This is a genomic window from Aliivibrio salmonicida LFI1238, from assembly GCF_000196495.1.
GTDB classification, from domain to species: Bacteria; Pseudomonadota; Gammaproteobacteria; order Enterobacterales; family Vibrionaceae; genus Aliivibrio; species Aliivibrio salmonicida.
In genome coordinates this window covers 1,033,587-1,050,919 of record NC_011312.1, presented here as the reverse complement: position 1 = coordinate 1,050,919, position 17,333 = coordinate 1,033,587, and the positions used below count along the sequence as shown (strand labels likewise).

Genomic DNA, 17,333 nt, shown 5'->3' with positions numbered 1-17,333 from the left:
CCCTACAGTTGAACACCAGAGAAAGACATAAAGCCTAACGCCATCAAACCTACTGTAATGAAAGTAATACCTAGGCCACGAAGACCTGGAGGTACATCTGAATATTTCATTTTCTCACGAATACCCGCAAGTGCCACGATAGCTAACATCCAACCAACACCAGAACCAAATCCGTATACGATCGATTCAGTGAAGTTATAGTCACGTTGTACCATGAAAGATACACCACCGAAAATTGCACAGTTAACTGTGATTAACGGAAGGAAGATACCTAATGCATTGTACAAAGGTGGGAAGAAACGGTCTAAAACCATTTCTAAGATTTGTACAAGAGCGGCAATAACACCGATGAAAGTTATGAAGTTAAGGAAACTTAAATCCACACCTTCTACTAGCGCGCCATCTTTTAATAAGTAGGTATAAACCAAGTTATTTAAAGGCACAGCAAGAGTCAGTACAACAACTACTGCAACACCAAGACCAAATGACGTCTTTACTTTTTTAGATACGGCAAGAAACGTACACATACCTAAGAAAAATGAAAGTGCCATGTTCTCGATGAAGATCGATTTTACAAGCAAACTAATATAATGTTCCATTTCGACCTTACTCCTTCGCTTCTACTTGTTCAGGCTTAAAGATACGGATAGCCCAAATCATAAAACCAATTAAGAAGAATGCTGATGGTGCTAGTAACATTAAGCCATTTGGTTGATACCAACCGCCATTAGAAACTAACGGAAGAACTTCAACACCAAACAATTTACCAGAACCTAATAGCTCACGGAAAAATGCAACAGTGATAAGAACAAAACCATAGCCTAAACCATTGCCAATACCATCAATAAAAGATGGTAACGGCTTAGATTTCATAGCAAAAGCTTCAGCACGTCCCATTACAATACAGTTTGTAATAATCAGACCGACAAAAACAGACAGTTGCTTAGAAATATCGTAAAGATAAGCTCTTAAGATTTGGTCAACAACAATTACTAATGATGCGATGATTGCCATTTGAACAATAATACGCACACTACTAGGTATATGATTACGAATTAATGAAACAAAAAAGTTAGAGAATGCAGTAACAAACATTACTGCAATAGTCATAACAAATGCTGTTTCTAATTTCGTTGTTACTGCAAGCGCAGAACATACACCAAGAACTTGCAACGCGATTGGGTTGTTATCCAATACTGGCGCTAAAATATTCTTTTTAAGATCTTTAGTATTCATTAGTTAAGGTCTCCTGCTTTCACTTTAGCAAGGAAAGGACCGAAACCCATATCGCCAAGCCAAAAATCAAACGTATGCTGAACACCGTTACTTGTTAATGTTGCGCCAGATAATCCATCTACGCCTGATACAGAATCAGCAGGAGCGCCACCTTTAACGACTTTAATAGCAAGAGTGCCATCAGCGTTAAACAGTTTCTTTCCGATGAATTGTGCGCGCCATTGTGGATTTTCTACTTCGCCACCAAGTCCTGGGGTTTCAGCTTGATCGTAATATGTAATACCAGCAATAGTATTACCATCAGTCTCAATCGCTAAAAACGCGTACATCATCGACCAAAGACCAGACCCATGAATAGGTAAAATAATACGAGTAAGCTCATTGTCTTCTTTTACTAGGTAAACTAACCCAATATTAGAACGACGAATGATTTTCGCTTTATCTTGTTCAGGCGTAAGCTTAATTGATGTTGCTGAATCTTTAGCAGAAGCACGTTGGTTAAAACTTGCTGCATTGCCTTCAACGAATTCACCTGTTGAAAAATCAACTAAACGAGGCTCAATATATTCTTGGTATATCGCAGGAATATCTGTGCCTTTGTCATTTAAGCTAGCAACAGCAACAATATTTTTTTGCTTATCAAGAACCGCATTATATTGTTGCTTATCTTTTAATAAAGAAGCCGCCATTGATACGACAAGTGAGCACACTAAACTCAAGCCGACAACAACTAGCAGTGTCTTTTTAATGCTATCGTTATTACTTGCCATAGCGTTTTAGTCTCCGTTTCACGTTACCTTCAACAACAAGGTTATCAAACAGTGGAGCAAATAAGTTTGCAAACAGAATAGCTAACATCATACCTTCTGGGTACGCAGGGTTAACTACACGGATCATTACAGCCATACCACCAATTAAAATACCGTACCACCACTTACCTTTACTGGTAAATGAAGCCGATACAGGGTCTGTTGCCATAAAGATCATACCAAACGCAAAACCACCAAGAACTAGGTGCCAGTGCCAAGGCATGCTAAACATTGCGTTTGTATCAGAGCCGATAAGATTAAACAGTGTAGAGACTGCAACCATACCAATCATAACACCCGCAATAATACGCCAAGATGCAATACGCATGTAAACGATCATTAGGCCACCAAGGATCAGAGCAAGTGTTGAAACCTCACCAATTGAACCTGGGATATTACCAATGAATGCGTCCATCCAAGAGATAGTGTTACCAGTGACTGTATTAACTAAGCCACCTTGACCGCCTTGTGCCCATTGGCTAAGTGCTGTAGCACCAGAGAAGCCATCAGCAGCAGTCCAAACTGTATCACCTGAAATTTGAGCTGGGTATGCAAAGAATAAGAATGCACGACCCGCAAGCGCTGGGTTTAGGAAGTTACGACCAGTACCACCAAAAATTTCTTTTGCTACAACAACACCAAAGGTAATACCTAACGCTGCTTGCCATAGTGGAAGAGTTGGTGGAACGATCAATGCGAAAAGAATCGAAGTAACAAAGAAACCTTCGTTTACTTCATGCTTACGCACCATACAGAACAACACTTCCCAGAAGCCACCAACAATAAACACAACGGCATATATTGGTAAGAAGTAAGTTGCACCCAGTAGCATGCTACTGCCCCAACCTGCATCAGCACTTATAGTGCCGCCAAGCATTTCGGTAAACCAGTAGTGCCAGTCACCAGAAACGACAGCTGCTAATTCAGCGCCAGAGTACATGTGCTCAAGAGCAACAATCGCTTGATGACCTGAGTTGTACATACCCCAAAATGTTGCAGGGAATACAGCAAACCAAACCATGATCATGATACGTTTTAAATCAACGCTATCACGTACATGTGAACCACCTTTGGTAACTAAACCAGGCGTATAAAACAGAGTTGCAGCCGCTTCATAAAGCGCAAACCACTTCTCATATTTACCGCCAGGTTCAAAATGAGGTTCAATTTTTTCAATAATCTTTAACAGGCTCATTGATTACCCTTCCTTCTCGATGGTATCCAAAATCTCACGAAGCATTGGACCATACTCATATTTACCAGGGCACACATACGTACATAGACCTAGATCATCTTCATCTAATTCTAATGCACCTAAACGTGCAGCACTGTCAACATCACCAGCACAAAGGTCACGCAATAACATGGTAGGTTCCATGTCTAAAGGCATTACACGTTCGTAACTACCAATTGGCACCATTGCACGATCACTACCATTGGTAGTTGTTGTCATGTTAAACAATTGACCTGAGAATACATGGCTTAGGAATGAACGAGTAACAGAGAATTTGTTTTTACCAGGGACAGCCCAGCCTAAAAACTCTTTCTCACGACCTTCACGAAGAACACATACTTGCTGATGGTAAGGACCAAGGTAGGCATGAGGGCCAGACGCTTGAGTACCATTTAATACAGAACCAGAAATGATTCGTACTTCACCAGGCATTACTTCGCTGTCAGTTAATTCAAGTAAGCTAGCACCAGTAATAGTACGAACTAAACGAGGATTATTTACGGCAGGTCCAGCTAAAGATACGATTCTGTCAGAGTAGATTTCACCCGTTAAGAATAATTGACCAAAAGCAATAACGTCTTGGTAGCCAATGCTCCACGCCACATTATTTAGATCCACAGGATACAAATAATGCATGTGAGTACCCGCTAACCCTGCTGGATGAGGGCCATCAAATACATGTTCTTCAACATTGCCTTGAGAAGAGCGAGGTAAACTCCCACCTTTCTTACATACATAAACCTTCTCACCTGTTAACACAGATAATAAATCTAGGCCTGCAACAAAAGCGTCTTCTTGTTGGTTGATGATCACTTCTGCATCAGCTGCTAAAGGATTAGTATCCATAGCAGTTACAAAGATAGCCTTTGTTTCAGAATCGATCGCTGGAACCTTGCTGAACGGACGAGTACGTAATGCAGTCCATGCACCAGAATCAATAAGCTGTTGCTTGATCGCATCACGATCAAGAGAAGCCAACTGATTTGCTGCATAGCTATTAAAAGTAACCTGCTCTTCGCCTTCAACTGCAATTACTACAGATTGAAGTACACGTTTAGCACCACGGTTAATTTCAACAACTTTACCACTTACTGGAGATGTAAAAATAACACCAGGATTCTTTTTATCAGCAAAAAGAATCTGACCTTTTTTAACTACATCTTCAACGCGAGCATGCATCGTAGGACGCATACCAACATACTCTTCGCCAAGCAAGGCGACTTTAGTGATGGAATTACCATCATTAATCACCTGAGTTGGAACTCCTGCTATAGGAAGATCCAAACCCTTTTTTATTGTAATCATACGCACTTGCACTAATTTAATTGGGAAAAAGGATTCTATATAAGACACGACATTACTAATTCATGTTCAGTGTTAATAATTAAAACTATCAACACAATAACAATCTAGTAATATGCTTTTTACATAAAGACGAAAAAAGCTATTTTAAGGCGGAAGATTCTAGCATTTTTTATAGTGTGCATGCCACGCTCAATAGCCAGATTCCCACAATTTTTTGCTCTTCATTGTTAGAAATCATTGAAATGCTTTACGCATTTTAGATCCAGTGCACAATTATTGCTCAAAAATCAAAAATACCACCTTAGTGGCAATGACATGGGTAACACGTAAAAAATCAACAAGAAAAAGTAACCATTGTTTGCTTAATGTTAAGGAATAAACAATCTTGTTTCATCATTAACTTTTTGATCCACCCATACAATTAGGTGAGCTCGGAACCAATTCAGAATCCAACGCCTGCCATTCTGATTCCGTGTAAGTATGAATGGCTAGTGCATGAATATGGTTCGCCAATTCATCCGCTAATATTGCATTAATCATTCGATGACGAGCTAATAAGCGCTTATCATTAAACTGATCACTAACCACTATGACTTTAAAATGGCTCTCAGATCCTTCTGGTACATTGTGCATATAACTCTCATTCAATACTTTTAAGTATGATGAAGACAGCTCTGAGTGTAATTTTTGCTCTATTTGTTGCTGAATCATATAAATCCCTTCTTTATTTCAATTCTTCTATTTCCACTTTATACACCATTTGCGACAATAGCCAGAAGCGTTCCTTATTTGAAGATCCTATATATGAAAACTGAATTATGTTTGTTTGATCGTACTCTCAATCTACAGCGTTACCCAAAACGTGCTCAAGAATTATTACAAGCATGGGATGCCGGTGATGAGTTCATCATTAAGCATGTAGAAGAAGAGCTAAACCTAGAAGACAATAAAAACATCCTTATCTTAAATGATAATTTTGGTGCTTTATCTTGCTGGTTCTCTGAAAAGCACAATGTCACCATGATGACCGATTCGTTTGTTTCTCAACGAGGTACATTAAAAAACCTACAACGTAATCAATGTAACCGCGTACAGTTGATCTCTTCAACGGAGGAAATGCCTGAAGGTTTCGACCTTGTGATAATGCAAATCCCAAAAAACAATCGAATGCTCGCTTGGCAACTTCAACAGCTTCGCCAATCAATGACGGCTGAATGCCCAATTATTGCCGTAAATAAAGCGAAAGAAATACACAGCTCAACACTTGAAGTTTTTGAAGACTATTTAGGGGAAACCAAGACATCATTAGCTTGGAAAAAACACCGCCTAGTTTTCTCAAATGCAAATGCAACCAATCCACTAACCATTGCAGAAGCCGTGTGTTGGAGTGTTGATAATGAAGATATCGATCTGCTAAATTACCCTAATGTGTATTCAGGTGAGCGTTTAGATCAAGGCGCTCGTTTTATGCTTGAACATATTCCAGTTGATGCAGAATTGCGTCATATCATCGACTTAGGTTGTGGCAATGGTGTTTTGAGTGTTAAAGCTGCTCAACTAAATCCAGAAGCACGAATTACCTGCATAGATGAAAGCTTTATGGCTGTAGAATCAGCTCGTCGTAATTTAGAAGTCAATCTAGGCAAAGAACGTCAATTTCAGTTTATTGCGAATAACTGTTTGGATGGATTTAAAAAACACAGCAGTTACTTAGTATTATGTAATCCTCCTTTTCATCAAGGCCAAGCCGTTACTGACCATATTGCATGGCAAATGTTCTGTGATGCTAAGCACATCTTATGCAAAGAAGGGAAATTATTAGTTATTGGAAACCGTCATCTTGATTATGATGATAAATTATGTCGCTTGTTCGGTGAAGAAAACGTCACCACCATTGCTAGCAATTCCAAATTCGTTATTTTAGAAGCCGTTAAAGCTGAAAAATCAAAATAAAAAGGATTCCCCAATGAAAAAGGCCATTATTGCCCTTTCTGCTCTATTTTTAGCTGCATGTAGTGCTCCTTCTGATCCTCAGTTGGATATCCGACCTGTTGCTTCTTCAAGTGCACACCAAATTGTTGATGGCACGACGCTTACTTTGGATAGTAGCGATCTTAGAACAGCACAATACGTCGCTGTTATTGATAACGGACGCCAGAACGTACAACCTATTCACGCTAAGCAAAATTTACGCGTAACGCTGGAAGATGCGTTATCTACTCAATTGAAAGCTCAAGGGTTTGTAATTACCGTAGACAGTGATAACACCTTACGTTTAGACATCATTGAAGCATTAGTCAGTGTTCAACACTCTCTAATGAGCAATGACATGAAAACAGAAGTGAAACTTCAAATAACCGCTGAAACTCCACAAGGTAAATTTGTTAAAACCTACACTGGTGTTTCTGAGAAAACGGGCGCGATGAGTGCTGATAATGAAGCAATTGAAGGCGTACTTAACGATCTTATCAATGCAGTATTAGATAAGATTGCCGTTGATGAAGAACTTCAAACCTACATTAAAGGTAATTTCTAATCATGAAACTAACATCAAAAGTGGCTCTTTTAATTGCCGCACTTGGCTTCAATCAATCAGCATTGGCTGAATCCGTAAAATTTGATACCACATTAGGGAGCTTTACTATTGAGCTCAATGCAGAGAAAGCGCCAATTTCTGTCGCTAACTTTATTCGCTATGTCGAAGATGGAAGCTACGTAGGAACGCAATTCCATCGAGTGATCCCTGGCTTTATGGCTCAAGGCGGCGGTTTTGATAAAGACATGCTGAAAAAATCGAATTATGGCCCAATTAAAAACGAAGGTTATAACGGTTTAGGTAATGATACCGCTACGGTTGCAATGGCTCGTACCAATAACCCGGATTCAGCAACTCGTCAGTTTTACATTAACTTAAATGACAATGATTTCTTAAACGCAAATCAACGTCCACCAGGTTATGCTGTTTTTGGTAAAGTAACCCAAGGTTTTGACATTATTCAAAAAATGGCCTCAAAACCAACCAAAGCCCTTGCCAATGGGATGCGTGATATTCCCGTTGAGCCAATTATCATAACTAAAGCAACATTGATTAAATAATCAAGTTAAGATAATCCAATTACAGAGCAGCTTTCGAGCTGCTCTGTTGTTTATGCTGAATTATTTCCCTCTTTTATTCCTATTATAAGAATAACAAGGAGCGTTACATGTCCCATTCGATGCAATGGAAAACCGCAATTAAAAGTTACATGGATAAACGCCTACTTTGGGTTTTTATGCTTGGTTGTTCAAGTGGTTTCCCGTGGGTTCTTATCGGCTCAAATATGTCAGGTTGGCTTCAAGATGCAGGGTTAACTCGTGCTGCTATTGGCTATTTCGGTTCAGTATTTGCAGTTTATGCCATTAATTTTATGTGGGCACCTTTGGTTGACCGTGTAAAATTACCTTTCCTGAGTAAAAAATTAGGGCAACGTAAAAGTTGGATTTTCCTCTGCCAAGGCATTGTATTAGTCTCAACCTTCCAAATTGCAGGTTTAAACCCTACCGATAATCTGGTGCTTATCTCAATGTTCGCACTCGTTATTTCAATCGCTTCTTCTACTCAAGACATTGCCATTGATGCCTTCCGTATAGACACTTTTCCTAAATCAGAGTCAACCAAAATGCCACAAGCTTCTGCAATGGCCGTTATTGGTTGGTGGACTGGTTACTCCCTCCCTGGATATTTTGCTTTTGTTAATGCAGATACTATCGGATGGAATAATGTCTACTACGGTATGACCGCGATTGTGGCTCTATTAATGGTCTTCACTTTATTAGTTGGAGAACCAAAAACTAAACGTGATGAACTGCAACATGAAGCAGAAGAACGATACAATAAAGTCATTGGCTCAAAAACGGCTACTTGGTTTTCCGTAACGATCATCGAACCATTTTATGATTTCTTTAAACGTAATGGCGTAAAAACCGCTTGTACCCTGTTGTTATTCGTTTTCTTATTTAAAATTGGCGAAGCCTTTTTAGGAAGAATGTCGATTACGTTTTACAAAGAAATTGGATTCAGTAATGAACAGATTGGTTATTACTCAAAATTAATTGGTTGGGGAGCGACCATCTTCTTTACACTTTTAGGCAGTTTAATTAATGTCCGTTTTGGTGTTATTAAAGGTCTAATGATTGGTGGGGTAGCGATGGCAGCAAGTAATTTGATGTTTGCATTGATTGCAAATGTTGGCCCTAACGAACACTTATTCTTAGCAACCATCATTGTTGATAATTTCACAACGGCTTTTTCTACCGTTGCCTTTGTGTCCTTCTTAACTATTTTAACTGGCGAAGCTTTCTCTGCAACGCAGTACGCCTTACTTGCCTCTTTAGGGAACTTAGGTCGGACGACATTAGCCTCTTTCAGTGGAGAGCTTGCCGACTATCTAAATAGTTGGCCTCTATTCTTCATATTGACAGCGGTAATGGTTATCCCAAGCCTAATTATGTTGCTTATGCTTAAAGATCACTTTAAAGCCCTACTTGATAAGTCTCAAGGTTCTTAAACCAGAGAAGTCATAACAAGTTTGCTACCAAAGCCCCCCTAACTCGGGGGCTTTATTGTTTCCAGATCACAAAATCATGTCAAATTAACGTCAAGTAAGTGATTTTGATCACTGTTTATTTAAAGTTAAATTTATAAACAAGATCAAGATCTACATATAACATCAACATTACATTTTTTGCATTTAAAAAAGTGAACTTTATCTATATTATGTGCACAACTTAAGGGCAAGAATTAAACCTACTTGCTGATTATTAGTAATACATAACTATAGAGATGCCATTATGCGTAAATCCCTTTTAGCTCTATCTGTTCTTGCTACTCTTTCTGCTCCTACTTTCGCTGCTGATTACACCGACGGCGATACTCATAAAAACGATTTTAAATTCATGTAGTTTAACTACATGTATTCAATTGATGAGAAGCCAGCATCAAGCACAGCTGCAGAAAACACACATGACTATTTAGAGATGGAATTTGGCGGTCGCTCTGGGATCTTTGATCTTTATGGTTACGTTGATGTATTCAACCTAGCAAACAAAGACGACACAGATAAATCTACATCACCAGATAAAATGTTCATGAAATTTGCACCACGTATGTCTTTAGATGGACTAACTGGTAAAGATTTATCTATGGGTCCTATTCAAGAACTGTACGTTGCAACTCTATTTAACTGGGGCGGCAATAACGGCGGCGTAAATAACTCTTTCTGGGGTTTAGGCTCTGATATCATGGTTCCTTGGTTAGGTAAAGTTGGTCTTAATGTTTATGGTCTTTACGATTTAAACACTAAAGATTGGAACGGCTACCAAGTGTCAGCTAACTGGTTCAAACCATTCTACTTCTTCGATAATGGTTCATTCATTTCTTACCAAGGTTACATTGATTACCAATTAGGTATGGACGATGATAAGGCTGGTACAAAGAGCAATGGTGGAGCTATGTTTAATGGTATCTACTGGCATTCAAACCAGTTTGCTGTTGGTTACGGCCTAAAAGCTTACCAAGATATTTACGGTTTAGATGATGGTTCTGCAACTAACTTCTTCACAGGTGATACTGGCAAATGGGAATCATCAGGCGTGAGCCACTATGTAAGTGTTACTTACAAATTCTAATTTAAGCTAGAATCTCGATTTTATTAAGGCGCTCATCATGAGCGCCTTTGTTTTTTCCAGTAAACCCATTACACTACTTTCATTATTTATCTTCGACGGATATGAGTGTGAATATCACCATTCTTGGCCCTGGAGCCGTAGGTTCATTGTGGGCATGTTATTTTCAAAAAGCAGGTCATAACGTCTCTTTATGGACAAGAAATACCGTCCCTTCAGATATATCACTGTCTTTGTCTGCACAAGAAAACTCATCTCATCAATTCTCTTGTGACAATCCTGAATCATTACCCCATTGTGATTTACTTTTTATTACAGTCAAAGCATGGCAAGTTAACCTCGCCCTTCTTCCGTTACTTCCTCTTTTATCAAAAGAGACCATATTGCTTTTCATGCATAATGGTATGGGTGCAATTGATACCATGGAAAATGAACTAACGCATCACCCTATACTGCAAGCCACAACGACGCACGCGGCACTAAAACACAATAAAAACCACGTAGAGCATACTGGTGTAGGTGCAACGGTTATTGGTCCATTTAACTCATTAGGTAAGCAATGCTTATTTATGAAAGAGGTACTCGATCACTCTCTTACTAATGTTGAATGGAATGACTCAATCCAACCCGCACTTTGGAAAAAGCTCGCCATTAACTGCGCAATAAACCCATTAACCGCAATCCATCAATGCAAAAATGGCGATCTACTGCATCCTAAATTGCATAGTGATGTTTTAACTATCTGTAATGAAGTCTATCTGGTGCTTGAAAAAAATCACAGTGATTGGTCTTTAAAGGAATTAATCACCACCGTTAATCAAGTGATTACCGCAACGTCTGTAAATTACTCGTCAATGAATCGAGATTGTTTTTATCAACGAAAAAGTGAAATCGACTTCATTACTGGTTATCTTTTACAGCAAGCCAAGAAACATCGCATTTCAATCCCAACCAACCAAGCCTTGTATAATAAAATTAAACAATTAGAAGAGTACTTATTATGACCACCAATATTCTAGTCTGTCTTGCTCCCGGAACGGAAGAACTTGAAGCAATTACCGTTATTGATATTTTAGAGCGCGCTAAATTTAAGGTCACCATTGCTAGTACGGCCTTTGATGGTTCATTAACAATGAAAGCAGCTCAACGAGTAACACTAACGGCAGACGTAAAATTAGTCGATGTGGCTGATGAAGAATTTGACTGTATTGTCCTTCCTGGTGGATTAAAAGGCTCTGAAAACTTCCGCGACAGTACATTATTAATTGAGCTACTAAAACAACAAAAAGACGATGGTAAATGGGTTGCAGCAATTTGCGCAGCGCCTGCCATCGTACTCCAACATCATAATATTTATCCTGCCGCTTTAATGACGTGTTACCCAGCACTAATGCACCACATCCCAGAACAAAATCGCCGAGTAAAACGTGTGTTTACCGATGTACTAAATAACCTAATTACAAGTCAAGGCCCGGGTTCTGCACTGGAGTTTGCAATGGAAATTGTGACGCAATTTGGTGGTAAAGAACTGACCGCTCAATTAGCGACTGACTTAGTAACACTACCAACATTAAATTACCATCAAGCCTAATCGGATGCTTGAAATCCCAATACCAAATAAAATTGCCATTGGGATTTCCTTCTTTTTTCTTTCTCTACACTATGATACGGTTTCTTTTCTCGTCACTATGAAGGTTACGATAAAAATAAGACTTGCTCCCATTATTTGAATAACAGTAAAACTTTCACTCAACCATAAAAAAGCAAACAGAGCACCGAATATAGGCTCACTTCCCATTAAAATAGACACTCTGATCGGTGACATCCTCTTCACGCTGTAATTTTGAGCATAGAAAGCAAATACGGTACAAAATAAAACAAGATAAAGAGCTAACAGCCAGAAAGAGAACTCCATTGGAATGGTGTCAATAAATTCAGTACCATGAATAGACAACAATAAAATAATAGAAAGAATCGAGACAACACTTGATTGAACGCTTGTCACCATAATAGGGTCAACCTCTTTATCAACCATCACTTTTTTAGTCAATACGACCATAAACCCTCTTAATACGGCCGCCATTAACATTAAAACATCGCCAATATTTATATTAATTTGATGAACGTTAGCATTGGTTAATAAAAACACACCAATGACAGACATAATAGATAAAAAGAAGAGCTTATTCGTGGGTCTATTTTTATTTATCAGCCATTCAACAAATGGAGTAAAAACGACAAATAAACTAATAAGGAAAGCAGCATTAGACGCTGTCGTGTTTTTTATTCCATACGTTTCACAAATGAAGATTAAAAATAAAATAAATCCTGTTGGAATAACCGATTTCCAATGCGCTATATTTTTTCGATAAATAACGATGGGTAATAAAATGAGTGTCGTCATAACAAACCGAATCATTAAAAAAACCAACACTCCAGTAAATAAAAGGGCTTCTTTCGCAATCCCATAACTTGTTCCCCAAAATATAGCGACAAGTAATAACATCAAAGGAGGAATATATTGATTAAGGGAACCTTGTTGCTCTCTAGTTACACAGCTTTCCATCGCTATTCTCTTTTTTCTTTGTGAGATAACATAACTCACATCCTTATTTGCACTAACATACTGGAAACTGATAGGTTAAATAATCCCCTCTTAAATCAAATCTTTTGTGACTGATGGACATAAATAAGCTAATTACCCTATTACCAGATATGGCTGCCTTTGTAACCGTGGTGGACTCAGGAAGTTTCAGTAAAGCTGCGATCATTCTTGATATGACACCATCAGGAGTAAGTCGTCAGGTTTCTCGTCTTGAAAAAGCACTACAAGTGAAGCTATTAGAAAGAACGACTAGAAAACAAATTCTGACCGTTGCTGGACAAGATACTTATAATTATTGTAAAAACATTGTCGATAACGCTCAAGAGGTTGTAAACGTATCTGACAGTAATAACAATAAAATTGAAGGTGAATTAAGGATTGCCACACCGAAAGCCTTTGGTAATAAAGTGCTGCAACCTCTTCTTCGTATCTTTGTTCATCACTACCCACACATTACTCTCAAGATAAAAGTAACCGATCAACCTTGCGATCCTATTCATGACAATCTTGACTTAATTTTCAAACTTACAAATAGTCCTCAAGAAAACTTAGTCGCTAAAAAACTAGGGGATGTAGATTTGATCCTTTGTGCTTCTCCAGAGTATTTAAAACAAAAAGGAATCCCCAACCATCCTATGGAATTAAGTGCTTACGACTGTTTATACCTTGGTGAAACTCAACATGATAACCAATGGCTATTTGAGAAAGGTAATGAGTGCTTAACCATGACGGTTAATGGTCGGTTTATTGTTAACCACACAGAAATGCGATTGGATGCAGTTAAACACCATCTTGGTATTGGTGTCTTTCCTGACTTTGTTGTAAGAGAAGATCTTACTCATGGGAAGTTAATAGAAGTAATGCCAGATTGGACACTTCAGGGAAATTACACAGGTGAGATCATCATGCAGTTCTTAAGAAGTAATCATATGCCTAATCGGTTGAGAGTATTTATTGATTTCATGGTTCAACAATTTAAAACGCAGACATAAAAAAAGAGAGCTAATTATTCAGCTCTCTTTATCTCATTCTACCGAATTAACACGTCGCGTGTTACGGACGGTAAACTTTCACATTTTTATAGCCATTTTCAATTAACAATAACGCTTGAAGTCGGCTCATTACACCGTGATCACAGTACAATAAGTACTCTTTAGATTGGTCTAAATCACCAAACTGAGTCGCAATTCTAAAGAAAGGTAAGTGTTTAACCTCTACGCCTTCAATGATTAATGGACTTTCATCTTCTTCTTCCGCACTACGGATATCAAGAACAACCACATCAGAACCTAACTCAGACACCATTTCAACTTCAGGTGCTTGCTCTTGGCTTTCTTTTTCAATCGCACGAATATCCATCACACGAGCATCGTAAATTACTTGATCAAGAATAGAAAAATCAAACTTAGCTTCTTCTTTCTCTAATTTTAACTTTTCAGCTTTGATGGTTGGTTTCTTAGAAATAACACCACAGTACTCAGGCATTGTTTTAGCAAAATCTTCGGTACCAATATCACGAGCAACATTAATGATGTCTTCTTTATCCCAGTTGATTAGCGGGCGAAGAATCAATGTATCAGTGACATTATCAATGTGACGTAAGTTAGTCAGTGTTTGGCTTGATACTTGACCTAGCGCTTCACCAGTAACCATACCTTGGATACCTAACTTCTCAGCAACCATGCCACCTGCACGCATAAACATACGCTTTAGGATAACACCCATTTGACCATCATCAACTTTCTCAAGGATCTCAGCAACCACAGGTTCAAAATCGACCGCAATGAATTTTACTTTTGCAGATGAACCATATTTCTTCCATAAGAAATGAGAAACTTGTTTAACACCAATTTCGTGAGCAGGGCCACCTAGGTTAAAGAACATGTAATGCACTTTTGAGCCACGCTTGATATGTAAATAACTTGAAACGCCTGAATCAAAGCCACCAGAGATCAAGCTTAATACGTCTTCTTGAGTTCCAAGAGGGAAACCACCAAGACCTTTATGACGAGCAATCACTAAGTTTAGTTTTTCATTTTCAACTTCAAACTTAACGGTAACGTCAGGATTTTTTAATTTTACTTTTGCAGATTCAACCGCCTGATTTAAACCGCCACCTACGTAACGCTCTAATTCAATCGAGGTAAATGGATGAGTACCACGACGCTTCACACGAACACAGAATGTTTTGCCTTCAATGATCTCACGGTTCATCTCTAAACATTGTTCATAAATGTCGTGCATATCAGCAAATGCTGTTTGTTTTACTTCTAACGTATGGTGAATACCCGGAGTATGCGTTACAGCCGTAAGTACTTGATTACGGTATGTGCCATCAAGACCTGAAACTTCAATGTAATCACGACGGTTAATCACTTCAACGCCTTTGGTATCACGTTGAATGATGCTACGTAAATTCGTTTCAAGAATACGAATAAAACGCTTACGTACTGAATCACTTTTAACAAAAACTTCTGGATGTGGCTTAACGATAAACTTCATAAATAGGCTTCACTGGTGTGGTGTAACGATCAAATAAATACGATTAGATTAGATTGGCGATGCCCTAATCTGAGGCGCAAGATTATACCCAAAAAAAAGGCAGGTTGCTAATTCAACCCGCCTTTCCTGTTTAATATCCCTAATTACGTTACGTAATTAGTCTTGTTTAGTTTTTCGCTACAGGTACTTCATCACTTTCATACGGTTTACCTTGCATGATACTGATTTCAACTCTACGGTTTCGAGCCCGTTGCGCGGCTGTTTTATTAGGACCTAATGGTTCTGTTGATGCCATACCACGAACTCGTAAACGATCGCTATTAAACCCTTTAACTCGCAGCATTTCATGCCCAACCGATACCGCTCTCTGAGCTGATAGATCCCAATTAGAACGGTATAATTCCGACTCTAATGGTTGGTTATCAGTGTGACCAGAAACACGAATAATGCCCGGAACATCTTTAACTAGCTCACCAATCTGACGAATCAACGGGCGAAATTTAGGTTGTAAAAATGCGGACCCCGCAGGGAATGCACCTTTTTCACGAATACGAATAACAAGTTGCTGACCTAAGTTTTCAACTTCTACTGCACCTTCCGCAATTTCACGCTCTAACGCTTTTTTAATTGTCTCTTCTAACTCTTGCTGACTCTGGTTTTGACTTTGAGATTCAGCGTCACTTTGCGCATTAGTTTGCGTCGATGTGGACGATGATTCTCCACCAGTTAAATTACCAGCTTCGCGTTTTGAACCACCCGCACGATCCGATTCTCCATCATGAAAATCCAATGTTTTCTGAGGAATATCGATCGTTTGCTGCATAATCACTTCAATCGGTGTCGGCTCTGGTCGCCCAGGTCTAAACTCTTGCGCAATCACACTTGTCCCTTTTGGAATGTCTTTTACTTCAAGCACATTCTGAACGCCGAACGCGAATTTCATGGAGCCTGCAATTTGTTTAAATTTCAGTACATCCATTTCCGAAAAAGAAAGCAATAAAACAAAGAAACACATCAATAGCGTTGCTAAATCCGCAAATATTGCCATCCATATAGGGGAACCAGGAGGACATTTACACTTATCTTCATCTTCCATCATGAGCTCCTAGTCTATTCTTCGCCAGTATCAACAACGCGTTTTTTCTCGTTTAAATAATTACGTAGATAACTATCAATAACACGAGGATTTTGACCATCTTGAATAGCAAGAATGCCATCAAGGATCAAACGACGGTTTAGTTTTTCTTGTTCTTTACGTAATTCCAATTTATGTGCAATAGGGAATGCAATCATATTTGAAATAACTGAACCATAAAGCGTCGTTAAAAGTGCGACAGCCATGGCAGGACCAATTGACTTAGGATCATCCATGTTTGATAACATACCGACCAAGCCGATTAGTGTACCGATCATACCCATTGCAGGTGCTACATCACCAAAGGCGGTAAAAACACCAATGCCTTTTTCATGTCGCTCATTCGTCAATGCGATGTCTTTTTGCAGTGTCGCTTTAACGACTTCCGCATCATGACCATCAACCAATAAATCAATGCCTTTTTGCATAAATGAATTGCTGATCTCTTTTTCTTCTAGTGCAAGAAAACCTCCCTTTCGAGCAGCATCAGCCATTTCAACAATGGTGACAATTAAATCAACGGGTTCATCGGTTTTAAAAATAAAAGCTTTAGCCGCAATTTTACCTGCGCCAAAAAATTGACCTACCGTAAACTTCATTAGTACAACAAATATTGAACCACCAAATACAATAAGAACTGATGTAACATCCATAAAGATGGCTAGGCCACCCGCTAGTACCATTGCCATGATGATAAATGCAAAACTACCAACTAAGCCTATTAACGTTGCTAAATCCACAGAGCGCTCCCCTATCTTGCTGCTTGTGTTTATGTATAGTGTGCTAAGCAAAAATTAAGCCACTAATATATGGCAGATTTTTACCGCTTCTTTTTATATCGAC

Annotated in this window: 17 protein-coding genes and 1 pseudogene; 8 read left to right on the top strand and 10 right to left on the bottom strand. The window is 38.8% G+C overall.

What is annotated here, in order from left to right:
* Positions 1 to 2 precede the first annotated feature (2 nt).
* From nqrE to bolA, 6 genes are all read right to left on the bottom strand, one after another.
* Positions 3 to 599 (bottom strand): NADH:ubiquinone reductase (Na(+)-transporting) subunit E, encoded by a 597-nt coding sequence (nqrE, locus tag VSAL_RS05260; RefSeq protein ID WP_012549723.1) that lies wholly within the window; start codon positions 597 to 599, stop codon positions 3 to 5.
* 7 nt (positions 600 to 606) lie between these two features.
* The gene (locus VSAL_RS05255) at positions 607 to 1,236 is read right to left on the bottom strand and encodes an NADH:ubiquinone reductase (Na(+)-transporting) subunit D (protein WP_012549722.1); all 630 of its coding nucleotides are present in this window, start codon (positions 1,234 to 1,236) and stop codon (positions 607 to 609) included.
* Positions 1,236 to 2,006, bottom strand: coding sequence for a Na(+)-translocating NADH-quinone reductase subunit C (locus tag VSAL_RS05250; protein WP_012549721.1), 771 nt, complete (start codon positions 2,004 to 2,006; stop codon positions 1,236 to 1,238). Before VSAL_RS05250 ends, VSAL_RS05255 begins: the two co-directional genes overlap by 1 nt.
* The gene (locus VSAL_RS05245; RefSeq protein WP_012549720.1) at positions 1,996 to 3,240 is read right to left on the bottom strand and encodes an NADH:ubiquinone reductase (Na(+)-transporting) subunit B; all 1,245 of its coding nucleotides are present in this window, start codon (positions 3,238 to 3,240) and stop codon (positions 1,996 to 1,998) included. The genes VSAL_RS05250 and VSAL_RS05245 overlap by 11 nt, the downstream gene beginning before the upstream one ends.
* 3 nt (positions 3,241 to 3,243) lie before the next feature.
* Positions 3,244 to 4,584 (bottom strand): Na(+)-translocating NADH-quinone reductase subunit A, encoded by a 1,341-nt coding sequence (locus VSAL_RS05240; protein WP_012549719.1) that lies wholly within the window; start codon positions 4,582 to 4,584, stop codon positions 3,244 to 3,246.
* Between the two features lie 396 nt (positions 4,585 to 4,980).
* Positions 4,981 to 5,295, bottom strand: coding sequence for a transcriptional regulator BolA (gene bolA, locus VSAL_RS05235; RefSeq protein ID WP_012549718.1), 315 nt, complete (start codon positions 5,293 to 5,295; stop codon positions 4,981 to 4,983).
* Between the two features lie 93 nt (positions 5,296 to 5,388).
* Here bolA and VSAL_RS05230 point away from each other — a divergent pair, with 93 nt between their 5' ends.
* The 7 genes and pseudogenes from VSAL_RS05230 to VSAL_RS05200 all read left to right on the top strand — a co-directional run bounded on the left by VSAL_RS05230 (position 5,389) and on the right by VSAL_RS05200 (position 11,839).
* Positions 5,389 to 6,537, top strand: coding sequence for a methyltransferase (locus VSAL_RS05230; protein ID WP_012549717.1), 1,149 nt, complete (start codon positions 5,389 to 5,391; stop codon positions 6,535 to 6,537).
* A 13-nt stretch (positions 6,538 to 6,550) separates the two neighbouring features.
* Positions 6,551 to 7,120, top strand: a complete 570-nt coding sequence (locus tag VSAL_RS05225) for a YajG family lipoprotein (protein WP_012549716.1) — start codon at positions 6,551 to 6,553, stop codon at positions 7,118 to 7,120.
* Positions 7,120 to 7,680 (top strand): peptidylprolyl isomerase, encoded by a 561-nt coding sequence (locus tag VSAL_RS05220; RefSeq protein WP_083799281.1) that lies wholly within the window; start codon positions 7,120 to 7,122, stop codon positions 7,678 to 7,680. Before VSAL_RS05225 ends, VSAL_RS05220 begins: the two co-directional genes overlap by 1 nt.
* 107 nt (positions 7,681 to 7,787) lie before the next feature.
* Entirely contained in the window at positions 7,788 to 9,131 is a 1,344-nt protein-coding gene (locus VSAL_RS05215; protein WP_012549714.1) for an AmpG family muropeptide MFS transporter, read from the top strand.
* 283 nt (positions 9,132 to 9,414) lie between these two features.
* Positions 9,415 to 10,251: pseudogene (locus VSAL_RS05210) on the top strand (nucleoside-specific channel-forming Tsx family protein).
* A gap of 101 nt (positions 10,252 to 10,352) precedes the next feature.
* Positions 10,353 to 11,252: a 2-dehydropantoate 2-reductase gene (gene panE / locus VSAL_RS05205; protein WP_012549713.1), complete on the top strand. Its 900-nt coding sequence runs from the start codon at positions 10,353 to 10,355 to the stop codon at positions 11,250 to 11,252.
* On the top strand, positions 11,249 to 11,839 hold the full coding sequence (locus VSAL_RS05200) for a DJ-1 family glyoxalase III (RefSeq protein WP_012549712.1): 591 nt from the start codon (positions 11,249 to 11,251) through the stop codon (positions 11,837 to 11,839). Before panE ends, VSAL_RS05200 begins: the two co-directional genes overlap by 4 nt.
* Before the next feature lie 69 nt (positions 11,840 to 11,908).
* On the opposite strand, the gene VSAL_RS05195 is transcribed toward VSAL_RS05200, so the two are convergent.
* Positions 11,909 to 12,814 (bottom strand): DMT family transporter, encoded by a 906-nt coding sequence (locus VSAL_RS05195; protein ID WP_044583207.1) that lies wholly within the window; start codon positions 12,812 to 12,814, stop codon positions 11,909 to 11,911.
* 113 nt (positions 12,815 to 12,927) lie between these two features.
* On the opposite strand from VSAL_RS05195, the gene VSAL_RS05190 reads away from it, so the two are divergent.
* The gene (locus VSAL_RS05190; protein WP_012549710.1) at positions 12,928 to 13,845 is read left to right on the top strand and encodes a LysR family transcriptional regulator; all 918 of its coding nucleotides are present in this window, start codon (positions 12,928 to 12,930) and stop codon (positions 13,843 to 13,845) included.
* Positions 13,846 to 13,906: 61 nt separating this feature from the next.
* Here the strand turns inward: VSAL_RS05190 and thiI are convergent, their stop codons facing one another.
* The 3 genes from thiI to pomA form a co-directional block, all read right to left on the bottom strand.
* Positions 13,907 to 15,355 (bottom strand): tRNA uracil 4-sulfurtransferase ThiI, encoded by a 1,449-nt coding sequence (thiI, locus tag VSAL_RS05185; RefSeq protein WP_012549709.1) that lies wholly within the window; start codon positions 15,353 to 15,355, stop codon positions 13,907 to 13,909.
* Positions 15,356 to 15,521: 166 nt separating this feature from the next.
* A complete protein-coding gene (locus VSAL_RS05180; RefSeq protein ID WP_012549708.1) occupies positions 15,522 to 16,451 on the bottom strand; it encodes a flagellar motor protein MotB in 930 nt (309 codons plus the stop codon).
* Between the two features lie 14 nt (positions 16,452 to 16,465).
* On the bottom strand, positions 16,466 to 17,230 hold the full coding sequence (gene pomA / locus VSAL_RS05175; protein ID WP_012549707.1) for a flagellar motor protein PomA: 765 nt from the start codon (positions 17,228 to 17,230) through the stop codon (positions 16,466 to 16,468).
* Between the last annotated feature and the right edge of the window lie 103 nt (positions 17,231 to 17,333).

Coding starts and splice junctions, on each gene's coding strand:
- nqrE (WP_012549723.1), bottom strand. CDS start 599: ATGGAACATTATATTAGTTTGCTTGTAAAATCGATCTTCATCGAGAAC.
- VSAL_RS05255 (WP_012549722.1), bottom strand. CDS start 1,236: ATGAATACTAAAGATCTTAAAAAGAATATTTTAGCGCCAGTATTGGAT.
- VSAL_RS05250 (WP_012549721.1), bottom strand. CDS start 2,006: ATGGCAAGTAATAACGATAGCATTAAAAAGACACTGCTAGTTGTTGTC.
- VSAL_RS05245 (WP_012549720.1), bottom strand. CDS start 3,240: ATGAGCCTGTTAAAGATTATTGAAAAAATTGAACCTCATTTTGAACCT.
- VSAL_RS05240 (WP_012549719.1), bottom strand. CDS start 4,584: ATGATTACAATAAAAAAGGGTTTGGATCTTCCTATAGCAGGAGTTCCA.
- bolA (WP_012549718.1), bottom strand. CDS start 5,295: ATGATTCAGCAACAAATAGAGCAAAAATTACACTCAGAGCTGTCTTCA.
- VSAL_RS05230 (WP_012549717.1), top strand. CDS start 5,389: ATGAAAACTGAATTATGTTTGTTTGATCGTACTCTCAATCTACAGCGT.
- VSAL_RS05225 (WP_012549716.1), top strand. CDS start 6,551: ATGAAAAAGGCCATTATTGCCCTTTCTGCTCTATTTTTAGCTGCATGT.
- VSAL_RS05215 (WP_012549714.1), top strand. CDS start 7,788: ATGTCCCATTCGATGCAATGGAAAACCGCAATTAAAAGTTACATGGAT.
- panE (WP_012549713.1), top strand. CDS start 10,353: ATGAGTGTGAATATCACCATTCTTGGCCCTGGAGCCGTAGGTTCATTG.
- VSAL_RS05200 (WP_012549712.1), top strand. CDS start 11,249: ATGACCACCAATATTCTAGTCTGTCTTGCTCCCGGAACGGAAGAACTT.
- VSAL_RS05195 (WP_044583207.1), bottom strand. CDS start 12,814: ATGGAAAGCTGTGTAACTAGAGAGCAACAAGGTTCCCTTAATCAATAT.
- VSAL_RS05190 (WP_012549710.1), top strand. CDS start 12,928: ATGGACATAAATAAGCTAATTACCCTATTACCAGATATGGCTGCCTTT.
- thiI (WP_012549709.1), bottom strand. CDS start 15,355: ATGAAGTTTATCGTTAAGCCACATCCAGAAGTTTTTGTTAAAAGTGAT.
- VSAL_RS05180 (WP_012549708.1), bottom strand. CDS start 16,451: ATGGAAGATGAAGATAAGTGTAAATGTCCTCCTGGTTCCCCTATATGG.